Source organism: Pedobacter sp. MR2016-19 (genome assembly GCF_014947265.1).
Lineage (GTDB): Bacteria > Bacteroidota > Bacteroidia > Sphingobacteriales > Sphingobacteriaceae > Pedobacter.
Genome location: NZ_JADCNK010000010.1, coordinates 75,890 through 96,525 on the forward strand (window position 1 = coordinate 75,890; position 20,636 = coordinate 96,525).

19 protein-coding genes, 1 tRNA gene and 1 pseudogene are annotated in these 20,636 nt (G+C 38.0%); 8 read left to right on the forward strand and 13 right to left on the reverse strand.

All coding sequences use genetic code 11. From position 1 onward, the window contains the following. Positions 1-40: 40 nt before the first annotated feature. The 3 genes from IM793_RS14330 to IM793_RS14340 all read right to left on the reverse strand — a co-directional run bounded on the left by IM793_RS14330 (position 41) and on the right by IM793_RS14340 (position 3,033). Positions 41-649: a Crp/Fnr family transcriptional regulator gene (locus IM793_RS14330; protein WP_193422446.1), complete on the reverse strand. Its 609-nt coding sequence runs from the start codon at positions 647-649 to the stop codon at positions 41-43. Between the two features lie 202 nt (positions 650-851). After that, complete coding sequence (locus IM793_RS14335; RefSeq protein WP_193422448.1) at positions 852-1,952, reverse strand: medium chain dehydrogenase/reductase family protein; 1,101 nt, start codon at positions 1,950-1,952, stop codon at positions 852-854. A gap of 178 nt (positions 1,953-2,130) precedes the next feature. Next, on the reverse strand, positions 2,131-3,033 hold the full coding sequence (locus tag IM793_RS14340; RefSeq protein ID WP_193422449.1) for a helix-turn-helix domain-containing protein: 903 nt from the start codon (positions 3,031-3,033) through the stop codon (positions 2,131-2,133). Between the two features lie 116 nt (positions 3,034-3,149). Here IM793_RS14340 and IM793_RS14345 point away from each other — a divergent pair, with 116 nt between their 5' ends. The 3 genes from IM793_RS14345 (at position 3,150) to galB (ending at position 7,341) form a co-directional block, all read left to right on the forward strand. After that, positions 3,150-3,305, forward strand: a complete 156-nt coding sequence (locus IM793_RS14345; protein WP_193422451.1) for a hypothetical protein — start codon at positions 3,150-3,152, stop codon at positions 3,303-3,305. 240 nt (positions 3,306-3,545) lie between these two features. Further along, on the forward strand, positions 3,546-4,643 hold the full coding sequence (locus IM793_RS14350) for an adenylate/guanylate cyclase domain-containing protein (RefSeq protein WP_193422453.1): 1,098 nt from the start codon (positions 3,546-3,548) through the stop codon (positions 4,641-4,643). A gap of 277 nt (positions 4,644-4,920) precedes the next feature. Next, positions 4,921-7,341: a beta-galactosidase GalB gene (galB, locus tag IM793_RS14355; protein ID WP_193422455.1), complete on the forward strand. Its 2,421-nt coding sequence runs from the start codon at positions 4,921-4,923 to the stop codon at positions 7,339-7,341. A 145-nt stretch (positions 7,342-7,486) separates the two neighbouring features. On the opposite strand, the gene IM793_RS14360 is transcribed toward galB, so the two are convergent. Next, the gene (locus IM793_RS14360; RefSeq protein WP_193422457.1) at positions 7,487-8,371 is read right to left on the reverse strand and encodes a LysR family transcriptional regulator; all 885 of its coding nucleotides are present in this window, start codon (positions 8,369-8,371) and stop codon (positions 7,487-7,489) included. Positions 8,372-8,458: 87 nt separating this feature from the next. Between IM793_RS14360 and IM793_RS14365 the strand changes: the two genes are divergently transcribed. The 4 genes from IM793_RS14365 to IM793_RS14380 all read left to right on the forward strand — a co-directional run bounded on the left by IM793_RS14365 (position 8,459) and on the right by IM793_RS14380 (position 13,408). After that, positions 8,459-9,427: an alpha/beta fold hydrolase gene (locus tag IM793_RS14365; RefSeq protein ID WP_193422459.1), complete on the forward strand. Its 969-nt coding sequence runs from the start codon at positions 8,459-8,461 to the stop codon at positions 9,425-9,427. Positions 9,428-9,852: 425 nt separating this feature from the next. Then, a complete protein-coding gene (locus IM793_RS14370) occupies positions 9,853-10,263 on the forward strand; it encodes a nuclear transport factor 2 family protein (RefSeq protein WP_193422461.1) in 411 nt (136 codons plus the stop codon). Positions 10,264-10,654: 391 nt separating this feature from the next. After that, complete coding sequence (locus IM793_RS14375; RefSeq protein ID WP_193422463.1) at positions 10,655-11,839, forward strand: AraC family transcriptional regulator; 1,185 nt, start codon at positions 10,655-10,657, stop codon at positions 11,837-11,839. 96 nt (positions 11,840-11,935) lie between these two features. Continuing rightward, the gene (locus IM793_RS14380) at positions 11,936-13,408 is read left to right on the forward strand and encodes a S41 family peptidase (protein WP_193422465.1); all 1,473 of its coding nucleotides are present in this window, start codon (positions 11,936-11,938) and stop codon (positions 13,406-13,408) included. A gap of 104 nt (positions 13,409-13,512) precedes the next feature. Here IM793_RS14380 and IM793_RS14385 read toward each other — a convergent pair whose 3' ends face one another. The 6 genes from IM793_RS14385 to IM793_RS14410 all read right to left on the reverse strand — a co-directional run bounded on the left by IM793_RS14385 (position 13,513) and on the right by IM793_RS14410 (position 18,452). Then, positions 13,513-14,232 carry a DKNYY domain-containing protein gene (locus tag IM793_RS14385; RefSeq protein ID WP_193422468.1) on the reverse strand — a complete coding sequence of 240 codons (720 nt, stop codon included), beginning with the start codon at positions 14,230-14,232 and terminating at the stop codon, positions 13,513-13,515. A 773-nt stretch (positions 14,233-15,005) separates the two neighbouring features. After that, positions 15,006-16,220, reverse strand: coding sequence for an alpha/beta hydrolase-fold protein (locus IM793_RS14390; RefSeq protein WP_193422470.1), 1,215 nt, complete (start codon positions 16,218-16,220; stop codon positions 15,006-15,008). A gap of 503 nt (positions 16,221-16,723) precedes the next feature. Further along, positions 16,724-16,945, reverse strand: coding sequence for a hypothetical protein (locus tag IM793_RS14395; protein WP_193422472.1), 222 nt, complete (start codon positions 16,943-16,945; stop codon positions 16,724-16,726). 2 nt (positions 16,946-16,947) lie between these two features. Then, a complete protein-coding gene (locus tag IM793_RS14400; protein ID WP_193422474.1) occupies positions 16,948-17,538 on the reverse strand; it encodes a hypothetical protein in 591 nt (196 codons plus the stop codon). Further along, entirely contained in the window at positions 17,522-17,995 is a 474-nt protein-coding gene (locus tag IM793_RS14405) for an RNA polymerase sigma factor (RefSeq protein ID WP_193422476.1), read from the reverse strand. The genes IM793_RS14400 and IM793_RS14405 overlap by 17 nt, the downstream gene beginning before the upstream one ends. Before the next feature lie 7 nt (positions 17,996-18,002). Continuing rightward, positions 18,003-18,452, reverse strand: a complete 450-nt coding sequence (locus IM793_RS14410; protein WP_193422478.1) for a hypothetical protein — start codon at positions 18,450-18,452, stop codon at positions 18,003-18,005. 226 nt (positions 18,453-18,678) lie between these two features. Between IM793_RS14410 and IM793_RS25150 the strand changes: the two are divergent. Beyond that, a pseudogene (locus IM793_RS25150) lies at positions 18,679-18,777 on the forward strand (hypothetical protein); the annotation flags it as partial. A gap of 572 nt (positions 18,778-19,349) precedes the next feature. Here the strand turns inward: IM793_RS25150 and IM793_RS14415 are convergent. The 3 genes from IM793_RS14415 to hscB form a co-directional block, all read right to left on the reverse strand. Continuing rightward, a tRNA-Leu gene (locus tag IM793_RS14415) sits at positions 19,350-19,429 on the reverse strand. Between the two features lie 88 nt (positions 19,430-19,517). After that, on the reverse strand, positions 19,518-19,811 hold the full coding sequence (locus IM793_RS14420; protein WP_193422480.1) for a DUF3817 domain-containing protein: 294 nt from the start codon (positions 19,809-19,811) through the stop codon (positions 19,518-19,520). 227 nt (positions 19,812-20,038) lie between these two features. Then, positions 20,039-20,575: a Fe-S protein assembly co-chaperone HscB gene (gene hscB, locus IM793_RS14425; RefSeq protein WP_193422482.1), complete on the reverse strand. Its 537-nt coding sequence runs from the start codon at positions 20,573-20,575 to the stop codon at positions 20,039-20,041. Between the last annotated feature and the right edge of the window lie 61 nt (positions 20,576-20,636).

A 20,636-nucleotide genomic window follows, 5' to 3' on the forward strand; every position in this document is an offset into this window, starting at 1 on the left:
TACGTTACGTTCTTCTCGTTTATTGACTTCAATCAAGAAATCAACGCTTAACTATTCTTTTTCGGATTCGACTGAGCGTTTCGGGCTTAATCCCTAAGTAAGAAGCAATATGCAATTGGGGAAGTTGGTTGATAATGTTTGGATACTTTAATAGCATTTGAAGGTAACGCTCTTCTGGCTGCATAAAAAGCAACATTTCTACCCTTTCATTGAGTTGCAGGTATACCTGTTCTGCCATCACCCTGCCAAAAATATTCCAGGTATTTGATGCCAGGTAAATTTCCTGTACAGCTTGATACGCTATGGTGATGACTTCTATTTTTTGCATAGCCTCCCAAGAGAACCGGGAAGGTTTTTTCGTGAGAAAACTTTGGAAATCCACAAAGAAGTTCCCATCCTCCGTAAACCGATAGTTGATCTGATTTCCATTATCGTCCAGGTAGTACATTCGGACAAAGCCGATATTGAGGAAAAAGATATGGTCGCACACCTGGTTAGCGCTTAGCACCAAATCCCCCTTGTCATACAATTTCATGCGCAGGTGCGGTGTAATAAGGTCGAAGTCTTTCTGTTGGAGACCGGGCAATACCTGAATACAAGCTTTTTTAAAAGCGTCCAATTTAGAATCTAATCTTTGGTCTACCTCCATTTAATTTATTATTGATTACGATGTTACCGAAAGCTAACCGTAAATAGAAGTTTTTCCGACAATTTAATGAAAATGTATATTGAATGCCAACCGTTACCTCAAGTCTTCTTAACGCAGCATAATTAAAAAAATGCTTCAGCCATTGATACTGCAAATAAGCTATTCAATACCACATTAAATATTAACAATACAGCTTCTTAATTCAGGGTATAAGCACAACCTTTCCATAAGCCGTCCGTGATTCCGCCAATTTCATGGCCGCTGTAATTTGAGCCAGTGGAAACCGGGCAGCAATTTGCGGTTTAAGCGCTCCACTGGCGAGCAAAGTGGTGAGCTCCGTAAAAGTTTCCCTTAGTTGTATCTGGAAAGCTTCGCTGCCTTTTCCATCCCAGATATTGTAGAAATAGGCTTTGCGACCATTAGGCATGATGTTCCACCAACCTAACTGTATCAATACTTTTAAAAACGGGATCAAAACATTACCCTTGTCATTTAATGCCGAGGCAATGGCATAACAAACAAGTACACCACCTTTAGCAAGCAGGCCAAAAGACCTCGCAAAACTCGCTCCGCCCAAATGGTCAAAAACCGAATCTACTCCACCGGGTGAAAGTTTAAGCACACTCCCCGCTAAATCAATATCGTTATAATCTACCGGCATCACGCCTTGTGCCCGCAATGTTTCATGGTGACGGGGTGAAGCAGTTCCAATTACCTTGACGCCTGCATAAAGGGCCAGTTGTGTCAGAATTGTTCCAACTCCACCATTGGCACCGTGAACCAGGATCGTTTGTCCACGCTTGATCTGGGCTTTTAGGTGCAGCATTTGCCAGGCGGTGATGCCATTAACAATTAATGTTTCAGCTTCGAGCGGATCAATAGTTTCAGGAACAGGTAACAGGTCGCTGGCCGAAAGCAGCACATAGCTTGCCCAGCCGCCAATCTTTGTCATGGCAGCTACGCGTTTACCTATTAAAGCCGGATCAACGTCTGGCCCTGTTGCAACCACGCTACCAACAAGATCATAGCCCGGAACGAAAGGAAACTTGGGCTGCTCATAATACCTGCCACGGCGCATGGACTGCTCGGCAAAAGCTATGCCGCTGGCTTCCATTTTTACCGTTACCTGCCCGGCAGCAGGGCTATCTAGTACACGGCTTCTAACTAATAATCCCTCCGGCTCAATGATGCCTGGCATAATTACTTCTGTCGTATTGAAGCTGGTTTGTTCTAAATGTGTATTGTTTTGATGATTTTCAGTATTATCCTGAATACTGTTTCCATTTTTTGTAAGTGATTCCATATTTGCTTCTGTTTAATTTGAATGAACAGTACAAATGTATAGGCACAGACCGCGGGGAAATTGTAAGAAAACGAAATGGCTGCTCAATTTTCTTATATTAAATATCCTCAGGTAGCTATTTCAGATCAGGCTGATCATCCTCAATCTAATTGAGTAATACGCTGCTGGAATAATTATATTATAGCTGGGAAGGATAGGTATCACTCACTACGCAGAAACTTCCATTGTTTAAGTTTTTAATAAACTGTTGAGGTGCCAGACCTAAGAAATACTGAAAGTCTTTGATCAGGTGGCTCTGGTCATGGTAATCGTGCCTGGTGATCAGGTCAAAAATCGCTATCTTCTGATTGCTTCGGGCAAGGATATATGCAATAACTTCTTTAAAACGCAAAAAGCGCAGCAGCTCTTTAACAGAATAGCCGGTATGCTTTTGAAATTTCAGCTGAATACTTCTTTCTGAAAGACGGGTATCAGCCGCTATGGCCTTTACCGGATCAACACAGGGATCGAAAAACTGGGCTAGGTTACTGATTATCGTTTGCAGTACCTGATCGTTTTCCTTCAACAAGCCTATGGCTGACTGCCGAAGTAACCCCACTCTTTGTTCAGTTGTAGGTAGGGCTGCTAGTTCTTGCCAAAGGCGATCAAAAAGACCATCATCCTTTAAAATCTCTGCACCTTTCAATCCCTCGCCAGTCAGTCCCGTTAAAGGCATGCCAAACAAGCGCTGAAAACCATTGAACTTAAAATTAACAACCAGAGCATCTGCACCGGGCAGCAGTTCATAGTTCAGCATCTGTCGGAGCGGCCCGATTACAGCGCTACGACAGATGACTTCAGTATCCAGCGGATTATTGTGAAAGGAAATGCGTACAGGTACACCAAAGTTAAATACCAGCATCATTTCCAAATTTGGACAAACATGCCTGGTGATAGGTGCTCCACCTGGGGCAACCAACATGTGATAGAAGCTATTAATTACATCTTCTAAAGGTGGCTCTACAAAAAATAATGCTTCGTTTATGTCCGTTTCTTCCATTACTTCTTTTCGTTTTCTTACAATGCCGGGATTCGCAAGCATGTTATGTTTGCCTTATCAAATTTAACAATTACAAGTCAATTAATACATGCCCAAATGCAACCTGCCTTGATGCAATGCTAACACTGATATTAAACACTAAAAACTAATTCGAAACGATGAAAACGATCTGCCTGATTAACTTCTTATCCTCGGCTTTTGTAGTAGCCTGTAACTTTGAACTTTCTGACATCCCTTATTTTAATGGTGTATTCCAAAATGCCTATTTTACTTCATTGGCAGGTCTGAAACTTCTTTTAAAAAGATTGTCTTAACCTTTTATCCTCACTAATGGATTTCTAATTTGCCCGCAGACTATCTAAAATACGAAAATAGCTATAGATTCCCGATGCATCTTTTGTCAAAAATCAAGAAATAAACAATATCTTAAGGGATATCGGCCAACTGAAAATATTTAATATATTTCAGTACCTTGAACTGGCCACCAGTACATTAAACGTATAATAAAAGCCGGGAAGGTCTTTTTAGATGGAGCTTAAATAAAATTCTAGTCTATGCTGTCACCAAAAACGAAAAGAAATATAGAACGCGTTATTCCTTTCGGCGTATTGTGGTTTATCTTTAGCCTCATTTATTGCGTACTGGAAAAAGGTATTATGGGCTATTTAGACGCTTATCCGGCTACCGGTGTCCCCTATGATTTTAGAAGAAGTATAATCGCAATCCCTGCTGCAGGAATGCTCATGGGAATACTTACCGGGATCCTGGAGATTGTTTATTTTAGCAAGTGGTTCATCAAAAAAAGTTTCACCAGAAAAATTGTATCTAAATCGGTCATTTATCTGTTCATTGTAATCACATTCCTTACTGTCATTACGCTAATTAATTTGCTTTACACACAGAAAGGATATCCTTTCAAAATCCTTTCATCGCCAGCTTTGGCCTTTTTAACTGACTACGCAATGATCGGTATTATGATCTATATGGGTGCAATAATTGTGATTACCCAATTCTATGCTGAATTTAGCGTTAGTTTGGGCCAGGGCACATTGCGTAATTTTTTTTTGGGAACATACCATCACCCTGTACAGGAAGAAAGGATATTTATGTTTCTGGATATGAAGTCATCAACTACAATTGCCGAAAAGCTAGGCCATGTCCAATACTTCGAAATGTTAAGAGAATATTTCTTCGATCTATCGAGTGCAGTTATTGACTATGCCGGCACGATTTATCAGTATGCTGGTGATGAAATGATCATATGCTGGAAGCTGAAAGACGGGTTAAAAAACAATAATTGCATCGAGTGCTTTTTTGCTATGAAACTTGTTTTAGAAAAGGAAACTAACAAGTACAACAACAGGTATGGTTGTTTACCAGGCTTCAAAGCGGGATTGCATTACGGTATGGTAACTACCGGGGAAATCGGATCGCTTAAAAAAGAAATTATTTTTACGGGAGATGTACTCAATACTTCAGCAAGGGTCCAGGGACTTTGTAACCATTTCAATACTGATCTACTTATATCTGAAAATCTGGCAAAAATAATTCAGTTTCCCAACAACTACATCATAACATCAGTTGGGGATAACGTTTTAAAAGGCAGAAGCAAATCAACGGAGCTATTTTCCATTTCGAGAAGAATTAAATAGACAAATAAAGTGATGACTGAAAACATGTTTCGCCATTACTTCAGAAGTCATTTTTCACCTTTAAAATATCCAACTTCTTTGTTTATCAATAGAACATGAATTAGGACAATGCGATAATTAATTGTTATGCGAAAAGTTAAATCCATTTTTATAAATATCATATATGCGAACCACATCTGCTGAAGAGCCGAAATATCTAATATAACATATAATTTACGTTAAATCACTTGCTATAAATAAACGTTATAGATACATTTAATAATTATTTCTAACCAAAATGAAAAAATTATATTACTTGTTTATCCTGATCAGTTTATCAGCTGCTGTGCATGCCCAAAGTGGCCGGTCAGTTTTGGATTTTGACCAAAACTGGACGTTTAACCTGGGCGACATACCCAACGGCCAAAACGTTGATTTTAATGATGCCAGCTGGCGAAAATTAAATTTACCTCATGACTGGAGCATAGAAGGCGAATTTAAAAAAGAAAACCCGGCCACTGTGGAAGGTGGCGCTTTGCCAGGCGGTATAGGCTGGTACCGTAAAACCTTTACCATCCCGCAAACAGATAAAGGCAAATTGATCTATATTGCTTTTGACGGTGTTTATCAAAAAAGCGATGTATGGATAAACGGTCATCATTTAGGTTACAGACCAAACGGTTATATCAGTTTCAGATATGAACTTACGCCCTATTTAAATTATGGCGGTAAAAATGTGATAGCTGTAAAGGCTGATAATTCTTTACAACCAAATTCCCGCTGGTATTCAGGTTCGGGCATTTACCGCAATGTCTGGCTGATCAGCACCAACAAAATTGCCGTTAACCATTGGGGTACTTTTGTAACCACACCAAAGGTAAGCGCCAGCCATGCCGATATTAACCTGAGCGTTAGCATAAAAAACGCGGCAGGCAATACTCAACTTGCCACTGTTGTCAGCAGCATATATGCCAACGGCAAAGTAGTAGCAAGCAAAACCCTTACAGGCCTTAGTTTAAAGGATACGGTTACTACCATAAGCCAGAATTTTGGTGTTAATAACCCGGTATTATGGTCGGTTAACAAACCGTTCCTGTATAAAGTACAAACTAAAATATTGGTGAATAACGTAGTGGTTGATCAGTATGAAACACCGCTGGGTATCCGTTATTTCAATTTTGATGCGGATAAAGGCTTCAGTCTGAACGGGGTTTACATGAAAATAAACGGCGTTTGCCAACACCATGACCTGGGCGCGCTGGGCACCGCATTTAATGTGCACGCGCTGGAAAGGCAGTTTAAAATATTAAAGGAAATGGGCGTAAATGCGATACGCACCTCACACAACCCACCCGCACCACAGTTTTTAGACCTTGCAGACCGCATGGGCCTTATTATTATGGACGAAGCATTTGACGTATGGCAGGTTCATAAGAGGCCTCAGTTTGACTCTCATCTTTTCTTTAAGGAATGGCACAAGCGCGACCTGACAGATCAGATACTGCGAGACAGGAACCACCCTTCGGTGATCATATGGAGTATTGGAAATGAAATACCCGAGCAAAGAGATACCAGCGCGACACGTATAGCCCGCGAGCTCGCCGGTATCATTCATCAACTGGATACCACAAGACCAATCACTACAGGCAATAACGAACCCGGCCCGGGCAATAAAATTGTCGAATCGGGCGCTGTTGACCTCTTAGGCTACAATTACCATAACGATAAACTGGCCAATTTCCAGAAGGATTACCCTGGTAAAAAATTCATTGGTACCGAAACAGCTTCGGCGCTGGAAAGCCGCGGTGTTTACAATACTTCGCCCGATACCATTAAACGGTGGCCGGGAGGCGGGGTAGTGAATGGCAAAAAGGTAAGTTGGAAAATGAATGCTGATCATACCGTTAATGCTTATGATAATATTTCGGCACCCTGGGGTCATACCCACGAGGAAACCTTGAAAATATATAAAAAACATGCTTTTCTGTCCGGCCAGTTCGTATGGACCGGGTTTGATTATATAGGCGAACCATGGCCTTATCAATGGCCGTCCCGCAGTTCATACTTCGGGATAGTAGATCTGGCTGGCTTCCCTAAGGACGTTTATTATTTATATCAGAGCGAATGGACCAATAAAACAGTGCTCCACTTATTACCGCACTGGAACTGGGAAGCTGGTAAAGTTGTTGATGTTTGGGCCTATTACAGTAATGCCGATGAGGTTGAACTGTTTTTAAACGACAAATCATTAGGTACAAAATCAAAACAGGGAGACAGCCTGCACATTGCCTGGAAAGTAAACTATGAGCCGGGAACCTTAAAGGCCGTATCGCGCAAAAATGGCAAAGTGGTGAAAACTACAGAAGTTAGAACCGCAGGGGCGCCAGCCAGGATAGAATTAAGTGCCGACAGGAGCAGCATACGTTCAAATGATCATGATCTTTCTTTTATCACGGTTAAAATTGTAGATAAGAATGGCATAATGGTGCCGAATGCAGATAATGATGTTAAATTCAAACTGTCAGGAGCCGACAGCTTCCTTGCGGGTGTTGATAATGGAAGCCAAACCAGCCATGAATCGTTCAAAGCCGATCATCGAAAAACCTTTAATGGTTTGGCCCTGGCAATTATTGGCGCTAAAAATAAACCGGGTACCGTTACAATAACAGCAACAGCCGATGGCTTACCTGCTGCATCGTTGCCCATTACTATTAAATAAACCAATTGGCTATGAAAATGCTTTCTGCTTACCATAGCGGATGGTAATTGTTGTATTTGCTAAAAAATGTTGCTTAAGTTTTTCCTTGGCTTCCATAAAATCAAGTATTTTATTTGAAACAGGTTGAGACTTGAATGTGAAATCTTTATTTATCGATATTGTTACTTTTTGTTCCGCTACTGATGCTGATAAAGGCTTTTAAAGCAGGGGAAAGTGGCACATCTTTTCTGTAGACCAAAATCGTTGTCATAAGGCCCAACTCCTTTGGCAGAGGGAATGTTTTTATATTTCTATTACCATAAAACGTACTTATGATTTCTTCTGGCAGAACACTAAATCCAATACCAGATTCAATGAAATTTACAACGCCCTCAATGGAATTCATTACGGTTTTATGATATTCGGCAATACCTTTACTTACAAGCCAGGAGTCAAGTTTAGCTCTAAAGACGCAGCCCTGATCGAAAACTATTGTTTTAATCGGATTTTTTTTAAGTAAAACATCCAGGTTTTCACAATCTGCCGGAGCAACAATTACGACCTGTTCGTCATTTATTTTAATTTGTTCAAGCTCAGGAATGTCAAGTGGAGCAGGGATAAATGCAGCGTCTAGTTTATAATTCAACACATCACTAATTAAGCTGGCTCTCATCGCGGATCTAAAATCCAGGTCAACAAAAGGGAATTTAGAGGCAAGTTCATTAACAAGTTCGGGTCCTTTCAGGGTCATCATCGTTTCCAAAAATCCAATTTTAATCTGGCCCTTTACGATGTCACTTTTACCAATCGACCTTTTTGCCTCATCCAAAATATGGTTGATTTGCTTGGTATACCTAATAAGTTTTTCGCCTTCCGGAGTTAATTCGACCTTGCGGTTGTTTCTGGTAAAAAGCAGTGCGCCAAACTCCTCTTCCAGATTTTTTATACGGGTAGTTACATTTGATTGAACTGTAAACATGGCTTCAGCAGCCTTTGTAAAACTGCCATAATGCGCAACGGCTTCAAATAAATTAAGGTCATTCGTATTCATAAATCTTAAATTGAGATACATAGTATCTTTATAAATCATTTTGAAAGATTAAATATCAGGTTTACTTTTGAATAAAAAAAAGGAAAAATGAAAAAACTAAAAATAGCCTTCACGATCATCTTGACTGGCTTATTAGGGAGAACAGAAATTATGGCACAATCAAACACAGTTAAAACAAGTCCTGCTTTAGAAGTTGGGCTTGTTCATCACCGCAAAGTAAATGTAAACGGACTTGGCGTATTTTATAGAGAGTCAGGCCCGGCAGGAGCCCCTACAATATTACTATTGCATGGTTACCCAACATCGTCACATATGTTTCGCAATCTGATACCGATGTTAAACAAAAAATATCACGTTATAGCCCCTGATCTTCCTGGATTTGGAAATACTGATTTGCCAGATCGTACAACTTATAACTATACTTTTGAAAATCTGGCCAAAACAATGCAGGGTTTTATTGATGAATTAGGTTTAAAAAGGTTTGCAATTTATGTATTCGATTATGGTGCACCAACCGGATTTCGTCTGGCACTTGCAAATCCAGAGAAAATTACGGGGATTATTTCGCAGAATGGCAATGCCTATGTAGAAGGATTGAGTACGGGGTGGAATCCAATTCAGAAATATTGGGAAAATGACACCCAGGAAAATAGAGATGCACTAAGGTCTTTTTATAGCAATGAGGGAACGAAATTCCAATATTTTACTGGTGTTACCGATTCATCGCTAGTAGCCCCCGAAGCTTACATTTTGGACCAGTATTTTCTAGATAGACCAGAATCTGCAGAAATTCAGCTTGACCTGTTGAAAGACTATAAAACAAATGTTGATCTGTATCCATCGTTTCAAAAGTATTTTAGAACCAATAAACCAAAATTGCTTGCTGTGTGGGGAAATAAAGATCCATTTTTTCTTCCAGCCGGAGCTGAGGCCTATAAAAAAGATATTCCTAACGCAATAGTTAAATTTTATGATACTGGTCACTTTGCGTTAGAAACCCATGCACAGGAGATAGGAAATGAAATACTGAAGTTTCTCTCCACCCTTCCAAAATAAGTTTTTCGGATATAATACGGCCTAAATGTGAAGGATTTGTACCTGGAGTTGGCAGGTTGAAGAGCATGGTTATGTATAATCCATAAAGCAAGAGGCTGTCCTATAAATCAATTTATCCTAGATGTTGCCACGTTGAGCTTAGCCTGTGCTAAGCTTGCCGAAGCATCGAAACGCTCCCTTAAGGTAGTTTCAACAAGTCCTTGGACACGGTACCATAGACAGAATCCATTAGCACGGCCGTCATTCCCGCGCATGCGGGAATCTTAAAGCGCTTGCATTACGATTCCCAATCGAGTTGGGAATGACGATCTCGCGCAGCCTAATCTGTCTTTTATATTGATTTTATGAAATAATTACTCCTCAGGATGACATTCATATTTATGAGACAGCCTCTTTTTTCAAATAACAAATAAATCAAATGATTGATGGAAATTAAAAACCCAGTACCACCGTTTAACTACGATTCCGCGGTGAAGAAAGTTATGCTTGCAGAGCACGCATGGAATAGCCGCAATCCTGAAGTAGTATGCATGGCCTATACCCTTAATACAGAATGGCGCAATCGGTCGGAATTTATCTCGGGCCGCGAAGAAGTCAAAGTATTTTTAGCAAACAAATGGGAGAATGAACTTGACTACAAGCTTAAAAAAGAACTTTGGGCATTTACTGATAACCGTATAGCAGTTCGCTTTGAATATGAATGGCATAACCATCAAGGGCAATGGTTCCGCAGCTTTGGTAATGAGCTTTGGGAATTTGATAAATACGGGCTAATGGAGAAACGGTTCGCAAGCATCAATGATCTGGCCATTGATGAAAAAGATCGAATTCTATAAAATAGATAAACACTAATGTTAAAAGGCGCTGGTATATTGTTAGCGCCTTGCCAGTTTCATATCAAACTAATGATCTGAGATAACCATTTTTGAGCTATTTCAAATGATATAACTAAGATTTCTGATTAGAGTTTTGGATTACATTCAATCCTTCGTTTTTGATATAGCGCAAATTATCAAAGATTCATTATCAAAAAGTAAAATTCAGATTTCAATAATGGAATGGGTTTATGATAATCAGTTATAAAAAATATGCTTTAAGAAGTCATATAAGGGATATACCCCTGAGATCTTCAGACCTAATTGATTATCAAATAATGAGGAAAAGAATAAATACGTTTACACTTTTTAAAGATCAGTTTCATATATATATCTTTACAAGAGAAAGTTTATGATGGCATTTGAATTCAACATCTACAGCGCATTTTTGTTATTGCCCTTTTCGCAAGCTGTTTTGTTCGGAATACTGTTGATTTGTAAAACGGGAGATAAATTCAAGATATCCAATCTACTTTTGGGCATTATCCTTTTGATGATAGGCATAAAGATAGCTTTTTGGATGCTTGGTTTTGCTGGTTGGTACGATTCGCATGATACCTATACCAGTTTCATGTTCTATTTCCCTTTTAATACAATCTGTCTAATAGGCCCATTGATTTACTTTTATTTTTTATCTGCTACCAACCAAAATTTTAAGTTTAAAAAGAAACATGCCAATCATATCTGGCTCCCTATAATCTGGGCGGCAGTTATTCTTGGTAAATTATCAATAGATTATATCCTGTATTTCCCATTTCCAAAAAACCTCTATACTCAATTCGGTACCAAGGGACCATTGGCTGAGATTGACAAAACGATGCTTTTTAATCTAATAAGCTACGGCTCGTTTGTATATTATCTATTACTAACCTTCAAATCTTTCTACGCGTATAAGCAATACGCAGTTCAAAACCTTTCTTCATTGGAAAACCTGGATTTTGTTTGGCTTAGGAATATACTTTTGGCATTAGGTACAGGGCTGGTTTTGATGTTTATATATCAATTGATAAATTGGGTTACTCCTCTATCTTACAAGGCAGATTGGTACAGTTATATGTTCTTAGGGGTATTGGTCTACTATCTGGGAATAAAAGGTTACATGTTTCAGGTAGCAACTAAACCAGCTTTGTATTTTACCCAAAGAGCAAAGATTGACGATGATCAGTCATATGAGCCCAAGGTGTTTTTAGATTTACCTGTACGTATGAGCGAACTCACCAAGTTGCTGGATCAGCAGAAGCCCTACCTGATATCAGAACTCACTTTAAATCAGCTTGCATCCATGATGACGTTGAATTCCGGTATTCTTTCCAGGGTGATCAATACGGGCTATAACCTTAACTTCAATGATTTTATAAACGGGTATCGGATAAAAGAAGTTCTCTCTAAGATTGACGACCAGGAGCACAAAAAAATCACACTACTGGGGATTGCATTGGATAGTGGATTTAATTCCAAGGCGACATTTAACCGTGCCTTCAAAAAACAAATGGGAAAAACACCCCTGGAATATATTAAAAGCCTGGAAAAACCTTAGTTAATTAGTATCAATATATGATTTGAAGCGATGAGTCAAGCTTTTTAAACAACTTTTGCTTCTATGATTAAAACGTATACACTTATCCTATGTCTGATGTGGACAACTATATCATACAGCCAGGAAAAGCAGATGCTGCTTACCATAAGTCAAATGCATTCGGACTTAGCAATATTAAACTCTGCGCTCACATCACTTCATCCTGGAACTTACCGCTACCTTAAGAAATTACAACTGGATCGATATTTTAAAGAAATTAAAATACAAACTAACAAGCCACTCAGTGTCAACGAATACTATATAAAACTTTCTCAACTGACTGCCAAACTGAAGTGTGGTCATACTTATTTGAATCCATATAACCAAAAAAAGGCTCTATCCTCCCAGTTAAACTCTGAACTTGTAATACCCCTACTCTTTAAAGTCATCAATAAAAAAATAATCGTGACTCACAATCTATCAGAACATGGCAAGATAAAGGCCGGGGATGAGGTAATTAGCATAAATGGCCGACCAACCGCAGAAATTATTGATTCATTGTTAACCGTTAGCCGTTCAGATGGAAAGCACGGATTGAACAAAAAACTGGATAATATTGGCATATCTCCCTATTTTGCTAATAAAGATAGATACGCATTATTCGATATTTATTTCCCACTGTTCTTTGCTAAGCATTCATCGTCTGACTATGATGAAGTGGCGGTGAAACCTTTTAACAAGGATGAAGTGATTAAGTATTCTTTACACATGATTAGTAAACAAGTGAGGCAAGAAAGATACCAGGCTCGTTTTGAAACAGAATCCATGCAACCAACGGCTAGCTTTTCGGTGCTCTCACCGCAATGTGGCTATTTGAAAATTCGCGACTTCACAACTAAGGGATGGGGTAAAAATTATGAATACTGTCTGGATAGCATTTTTATTAAATTGAAAAATATAAGAGCATCCAAATTAATTGTAGACATTAGAGATAATGAAGGCGGGGACGATGATGTGCGCAATAAGGTGATTAGCTATCTAATAACCCATCCCGCTCATCATACAATAAGGCGTTATTTTAGGTTCCTGAAAGTTTCAGATAGCTTAATGCCATACCTGCAAACTTGGGATCCGTCTTTTAAAAGGCCTAAACTAGCTTCTGATTATAATAGAACCAAAGCAAGCTTGTACTACAAAAAAAACACTGGTTCAACCGAATCCATTATACCAAATCAAAACCATTTTGCTGGTCAGGTATATCTATTAATAAATGCAACTAACAGTTCGAGCTCTTTTTTTATGGCAGATATTTTACAGGAAAACAAATATGCGAAGTTGGTTGGCGAGGCTACCGGAGGAACTAAACAAGGAATCAATGGAGGGCAATTTTTTTTCTTGTATCTACCATCTTCTGGTATTGAAGTAGATATTCCAATAATCTATCAATCGCCCACTAAACAAAGAAAAGATGAAGGCATAAAACCCGAGATAACAGTCAAAACCAAGGTAAGTGATATTGCAAATGGAGTAGATCCACAATTAAATTATATTATACGTCGCCTTTCATTGTCAAAGGGTAAAAGATTATGACTCTTCTAGCCTAACCACCCCATTATAAGTCAAAATGTTTTGTTTGTAGTTCACTCTTAATTTCCTGACATGCTTTGTTATGCTTACCCCTCATAAAAACATCATTATCCTAGCACTAAGCCTTTCTTTTTAATGCCAAAAAAGCAAATATCCTTACCTCTTATCCCGTAAAGCCTGTTATCGACAATCTTTACCGAAAAGTCCGAAGGCTCTACACCGGACAGCCTCTTCAGGGCTTTGCCTACGGTATTCACAAAATAAACATTATTCCGGTCGGCTGCATAATAAGTGTGGCTTTGGTCAAGATGATCAGCATCAAAACAGCCAGGCACTTTCTTAAAAGTGTCAACATCCACATCAGGTACATTCCTGCCCCTAAAAAACAGGCTTTCCCTATCCCGGGCAATATTTTGCCAGATAATGCTGAAGGTCTTTGTATCAGCTCCTTCCACAACATCTTTAAGAAAATAAACTTTATTACCTGCCCGCAGATAATACTCATTATATTTTTCTGCCTTGCTGTAATCATATGGCAGGCACCGGTCGTACCAATAATAATTGTTCCCGTCATAACCAATGCCATCTTCGGCATTTATAACTTTAAATATTTCAGGCTTTGCTCCCTCAATAACAGAAGCGTTGCACATATAGCTGGTAACATACACCCTATTTTTATCCCTGAAGTAAAAAGTCTTGTCCTCAAAAGCTTCTACCATCTCAAACGAATCGTAATCGATTGTCTTTTTGAGGCTGGTAAATTTTTCCGAATCATACAGATAAATGCTTCTGTCTACAAGCGTGAAGCCGTGTCCGAGATCTTTCATATGTCAGGCATTAAGTTAAGCGCATACAAGTTACAAGGTTAAAATTTAAATACAACTTCCTTAAAAAAATTAACGCATCAGCACGATACAAACACTTACAAAATCTGACGTTTGACGGTTCCAAATGAGCTGTCCAAAATAATAATGTCGTAAAAAATTAAATAAACTTCTCAACACCCCCACTTTTTTGCTTGATCCCCGTTTCCAAGCCAAATAAGCATATTACAAGATATTTAAAAACCAAAAATCCCTCTCTAAAAGTTTTAGAGAGGGATTTGTACCCCCAGACGTACTAAGGTCGAACCAATTTATGATAGATCTAGCGAAAATCGCCCATATTCCTATATTTAATATATAAAAAACTAACATCGAAATTAATAAGATTATTCAGAAAACCTTAGCTATTTCAAATGTATAGCTAAGATTTCTGATTAGGATTTTCGGATTAAATTTAATCCCTCGTTTTTGTGTAACGCAAATTATCAGAAACTCATTATCAAAAATTAAAATTCTGATTTGAATAATGGAATGAGTTCATGATAATCAGTCATAAAAAATATGTTTCAAGATGTCATATAAAGAATATAACCCTAATATTTTAAAGCCAACTTGATTATCAAATAATGAGGGTTAATGATAGATACTTGTTTCTTCTTGCCAAATCAATTTCGATGACGATTACAAGCATGTTTTTATCTATCCTATTACTTTAAGAGCTTCAGAAGAGTACCGAAATAACAGGGTCAACTTTTTAATTGACCCTGTTATTTTATTTAATTCTCGTTATTCAATAATTTTTCAAGTTTTGCTTTGCTTTCGGGAATATCTTTTAGCGTTAAAGCCTTTTTGAAAGATTCGATCGCTTTTGCTTTATTTCCGGTTCCAAGATAGAAATCACCAATAGAATCGTAACAATTACCACTGTTAGGATTGTTGATAATATTGAGTTTAAATAAAGACTCCGCTTTCTTAAATTGTTTACCAGCCATCATCTGGTATCCAAAATTATTGACCTGGCTTTCAGCGGGTTTCACAACATAACCCATTTGCTTGGAAACTTTGCTATAATGCGTAACTAATAAAGAATCTAATCTAAAATTTGGATTTTCTAATTCACTGTCGTAAATCTTGAGCTTGTAAAAGTCAAAGATAAATCGAAGCGCATCATATTCTCCAATCAATCTAACCGAAGGATGGTTGTCATCTTCATAAAATTTGTACCTGTATCGCAACTGGTTCCTTTGAGCTTTTTGAAGTTCTTTAATGAATTTTAAATTGGCACGAATAAGATCTGTATTCTCGCTTGTGTCTTTTTGTACACTTAGCGTATCAATCCCTCTTTCCAAACGATTGGCCATAGCCATAAACAACGTTTTTCCTTGGTAATTATTAGTGGTTAAATTTGTTGTCGCTTCTTTTACAATTTTAGCATTATTCCACCACAACGCTCCATCAAGGCAAACATATGAATTAAATAGATCAGGGTTATGAAGTAACGTATTGATTACCGTTAAGCCTCCCACTGAATGGCCAATAAATGTTTTATATGTTGTAGTTGGATAATTTGAATTGATATGAGGAATAAGTTCTTTCTCGACAAAAGACATGAACTTTTCACCATTACCAAGAAATTGCTTAGGCATATCTTTATCGGTACCAGTTGTTAAATCGCTCATTCTATTTGAATTCACGATTCCAATTACAATCATCGGAGGACAGAGGCTTGATTCTTCCATGTGCTCGGTAATACTTACAACACTGTTGAAATTTTCAGCTCCATCCAACAAATATATCACGGGGTAATTACCTCTGTCTTTTATTTTATTTCCTCCGTTACTTTTAGGAATGTGTATTAAGATTTCACGATTTTCCCCTAATATTTTAGAAGATATTGTTTCCGAAAATCCGGTAGTAAAGCGATTGTCTTCTTGGCCTTGAACATAAAAAGAAAATAAGAGAAAAATAAAAGAACAGTAGAATGATTTCATATTGTAGAATATGTGGTATTTAAATTTATGCGTTAAGACCTTTAAAATGCAAATATATCCAATACCATCTATTTTGTCGTAATGTTAACTTCAGATTTAAATTAAGTGATTATTAAAACGGTGGAATAATGAAAATAGTTTACACGAATACCTTCGTTTATATGTAACGCAAATTATCAAAAACTAAAAATCTGATTTGAACAATGGAATGAGTTTATCATAATCATTCATAAAAAAACATATTTTAAGAAGTTGTATAATGAACATCCCCCTTATGCAACAGCCACGGTGGTTTTAAATAATAGGCTATTTGGGATAGCAATTATATAATCTTGTCTCAAAAAACAAAGGAATCAATCCAGATCGTTATTTTTCTTTTAGCTATAAATTCTAAAGGCATTCTTATTCAGCAAAAGCTAATAATATCGTTGACTAACTTTAAGGTCTTAAATAAGAGGCGATATTGATATAGTCTACCTCACTATTTATTTAAAGAAATCTTATTAAGAATCTTTAGTATTAGATGCTAAGCAAATACGATCTTTCTTATAGCGCTGAAGTTTAATTATTCCAATAACCTCAATCATGAGTCCTAAGCCCGTGATAAATCCTTTATATAGATCAGGTATTGGATAATATCGGCTGATGATTGGAATAAGGCTTGTGAACATTAAACCTATGATAAGATAAACCATTGCAGATTTGGGAATAGTGTTACGTTTCATATTTATTTATTTTTAAGTTGTTGTAATATAGTTTCCATTTTTTCACGAGTGGCCACTAACTTAGCAGCATCTTTATTAAACGACCGTGGGCGTATTATAAACCATAAAAAAGCCAGATAGATAATCGCTATACTATATATAGCAAAAAGCCAAATAGGATACTTTGAAATAAACTCGTATAAGTACATCAGCCAGCCAACCGAGCACAGCAAAACTACTCTAACCATTGTTTTCTTATAATAATAAATCTGGTTCTGACGGGTTTGCTCAATGAACTCAATAAATTCCAGATTACTACAGTTATCAAGGTGTTTAAACCGTTTGATGGATCTTATATTCGTGGCAGCTACCAAAAGTCCTGAAATAACCATTAATCCACCACCAATATAAGTCGTAATCTCCTTAAAACTGACAAAAAATAGTTCAGCAATTATTAAGCTTGAGAATAGTAAACATGAAATAATCATTAACCACTTATTCCTCAACTTCTGATTCCGAAAAGTGCCAATTAATTTTAGCATTTCCTTTGAAGTAGGTAATTTATCCGTTTTTGCGGTGTGCCACACAGTTTTCAAATCATCTAAATTGTCCATATTCATGAAATTTTTGAGTTAACTTTTCTTTTATCCTATGAATTTTTACTCTTACATTTCCGTGGCTCAGGCCTACAACGGCAGCAATTCCTGTCTGTGGCAAACCCTCCAATTCCAGAGAGATGATAATACGGTCTGTTTCTTCCAGTTCCGAAATACACCTGTATAACAGTTTAAGTTTTTCCTCTGGTGACTCCTCCAATGTTTCTGCTAAATTATAAGGCAGTTCAGCAGTAGGCATCCGCTTCGAAACTTCCAAGGCACGAAGGCAATTATTGGTAGCGATTCTGAATATCCAGGTACTGATCTCTGAATCGTAACGGAAGCTAGGTAGATTTTTCCACACGGAAATAAAAGTCTCCTGTACCAAATCTTTAGCCTGATCAGCATCATTTGTATACCCGAGACACACCCGGAATATTTGCGAAGCGTAGCGACTATATATTTCCTCAAACATTGTTATACTAACTGACTGATACAATTGCCTTATTTTTATGCCGGGTTAGATACGACACAATATGGAATGTTACAATCAATCTTCGGAATTTCTTTACCAAGGCCATGTTGCGCTTTAATTCAGTTGATGACTGGCACAATTTGGATATTAGCTTCTTTTGTGCATTGCTAAGTTTAGTTTCAGGAGCCAAAAATGCCATTACAGCCGCTGATGGTTTAAAGAAGGAACCTGCATGCTGTGGAAGTTTTGTTTGGCGTGCCTTTTTTCCTACCTGTATATTATAATAGGTCAGTGCTTCAGACAATGTGCTATAAGGCTTTTGCAATCCTGTTGTTTGACAACCCTTTAGCCTGTAGTTTCTTCCTGCCACGTCTATTTGACGTAACTTTAGTTCCAATCTTTTCTTTCTTATATGATCACCTATAGATACGGGGTCCTCAGCATAGGAAATAGGCATTGGTTTTCCTGTTTGGCTTTCAAAACGCAAACAAGGCAACGCAGGAATGTCTATAAACTAAATCAGTCAGCATAAAGAACGAAGGCAAATTATATCTAGATTGAAAAGGTCGCCGATTTTTGAAGAATTAAGGCGATGCATATTTTCTAAACTAGCTATTTTAATTAGATGGAACCAGATTTCATTTTATCGTTAATTGCCGTGCTAACCAGCGGAGGATTTTCCATTGAGGGGTATCCTTAAATGTTGGTGTGGAAAGGGAATGACAGCTGGATATACTAAGGGCCGTAAAAGCTATTACTTATATTATCGCTGTACGGAGCACACGAATTATAACCTAGCCGGAAACAAGTTGCATGATGCTATTGAAGCTGTGCTAAAAGGCCTAAGCTTCTCTACCCATCAAGTCCAGTTTGTGGAGGAAACAACGAAGGCATTATTGATAGAGTCTCAGAAACTAAAGAAAGAACAACATCAAAATAAAGTCAGAAAGCTTCACGAGCTAAACGAAAAGATTTTCAAGCTCGAAGAACGATTGATGAATAATGAGATAGAGAGCTCGACCTATCAAACCTGGTTTCAAAAATACAAAGAGGAAAAGGCAACTCTTGAGTATTCATTAAGCGGAAACCAACCATCCAAGATCCGAAACGAGGATGAGCTTATTGACCGAATTTCACCAAACTTAACTAACCTGTATGAGATTTATCAAAAAGGTAACATTACACAGAAGCATACCCTGATGAGGGGGGGCAAAGATAATCTGGTATGGGGTGACGATATGTTTAGAACCGCTTTTATTGACCCAACTTTCAATGATAACATACTGAAAGTCAAGCAAAAAGGGCTGCTTTTTAACGAGCAACCCTTTAAGGTTTCGGGCTTGAGCCCGGTTAGTACCCAGCGCCGGAGTCGAACCGGCACGGTTTCCCACAGGTGTTTGAGACCAGCGCGTCTACCAATTCCGCCAGCTGGGCATTCGTCTTAGACGGGGTTGCAAATGTAGATAATGAAACCTTAATTCACAAAATTATTTTCAATTAATTTTAACTTGCTGAAAAGCAATTATTTTGGTCTTTCATCTTTCAATTTGCGATCTACCACAAAGGGCATAAATGGTAAAAGTGATGCCAAAAAGATGAGAACTGCTTTACCAAACTTCCATTTTTGCTCTTGCCAGGCCAAAACTAAGGTAGCTGCGTATAGTACAAATAATAATCCGTGGGCCCAGCCGGTATATTTTACATACAGAGGAAGGTCTGCAAAATACTTTAAGGGCATGGCTACAAATAACAAAAGCAGGTAGGATATGCCTTCTGCTACGGCTACTTTACGAAAAATAGAAAGGGAGCTATTCATAAATCTGATTGTTTGTTCCGAAAGTAAAACAAAGCTTTTGCCTGGCAAAAACTAAAAAATGATTTTACAATTAGGTGTTTTAAAAAGGTTAAAGACGAAATGTTTAAGGCTTCCCATCTTTTAACCGCAAAGGACACAAGGAAAAGGCGCAATTGCGCAGAGTTGGGCGCTAGCTCTTTTATACCACTATCCTCAGACATCGCACTCCCACCTTCGGAATCTTCCATCTATTTCGGCAAGCGTTCCCTGATCCGATCAACGTATTTCTGTCGGTAAAAATTATCCTTAATCGAAGGCAGTAGTGCATCGGATGCTGTTGGGTTGCTATCAAAACGAGCTATCAAATCATTCAATTCGTTAGCCAAGCCTTTTTCTATGGCATCAACATCTCCTTTTACCTGCGCTAGCTTTTCGGCATCAGGCTCAAACTCCAGATCCATTAAAGCCTCATTTACATCCATCATTTCCATTAGAAAAGATTGTGGCAGTTGATAACCCTCTTCTGTTTCTACTATCCCTTTCAACTCGAGCACGTATTTTAAGCGTTTTTTAGCATTGCTCAGTGTCTGGTAAGCCTTATTGTTCAATGTTGACAGGTCTAGCACTTCCTGCTGCTTCTCTTCGCTTTCATTGGCATAAAAATCGGGGTGAAACTGTTTGCTTAAAGCATAAAACTTTGTTTTTACCGCATTTTGGTCCGGATTAAACTGGATCGGTAACTCGTAAAAATCGAAATAATTAGTATCTGGTTTTGCTTCGCTCATACTATGTATTAAATTAAAAAGCCGCAGATGTACAGATCGACTGGTCAAATCTGCGCATCTG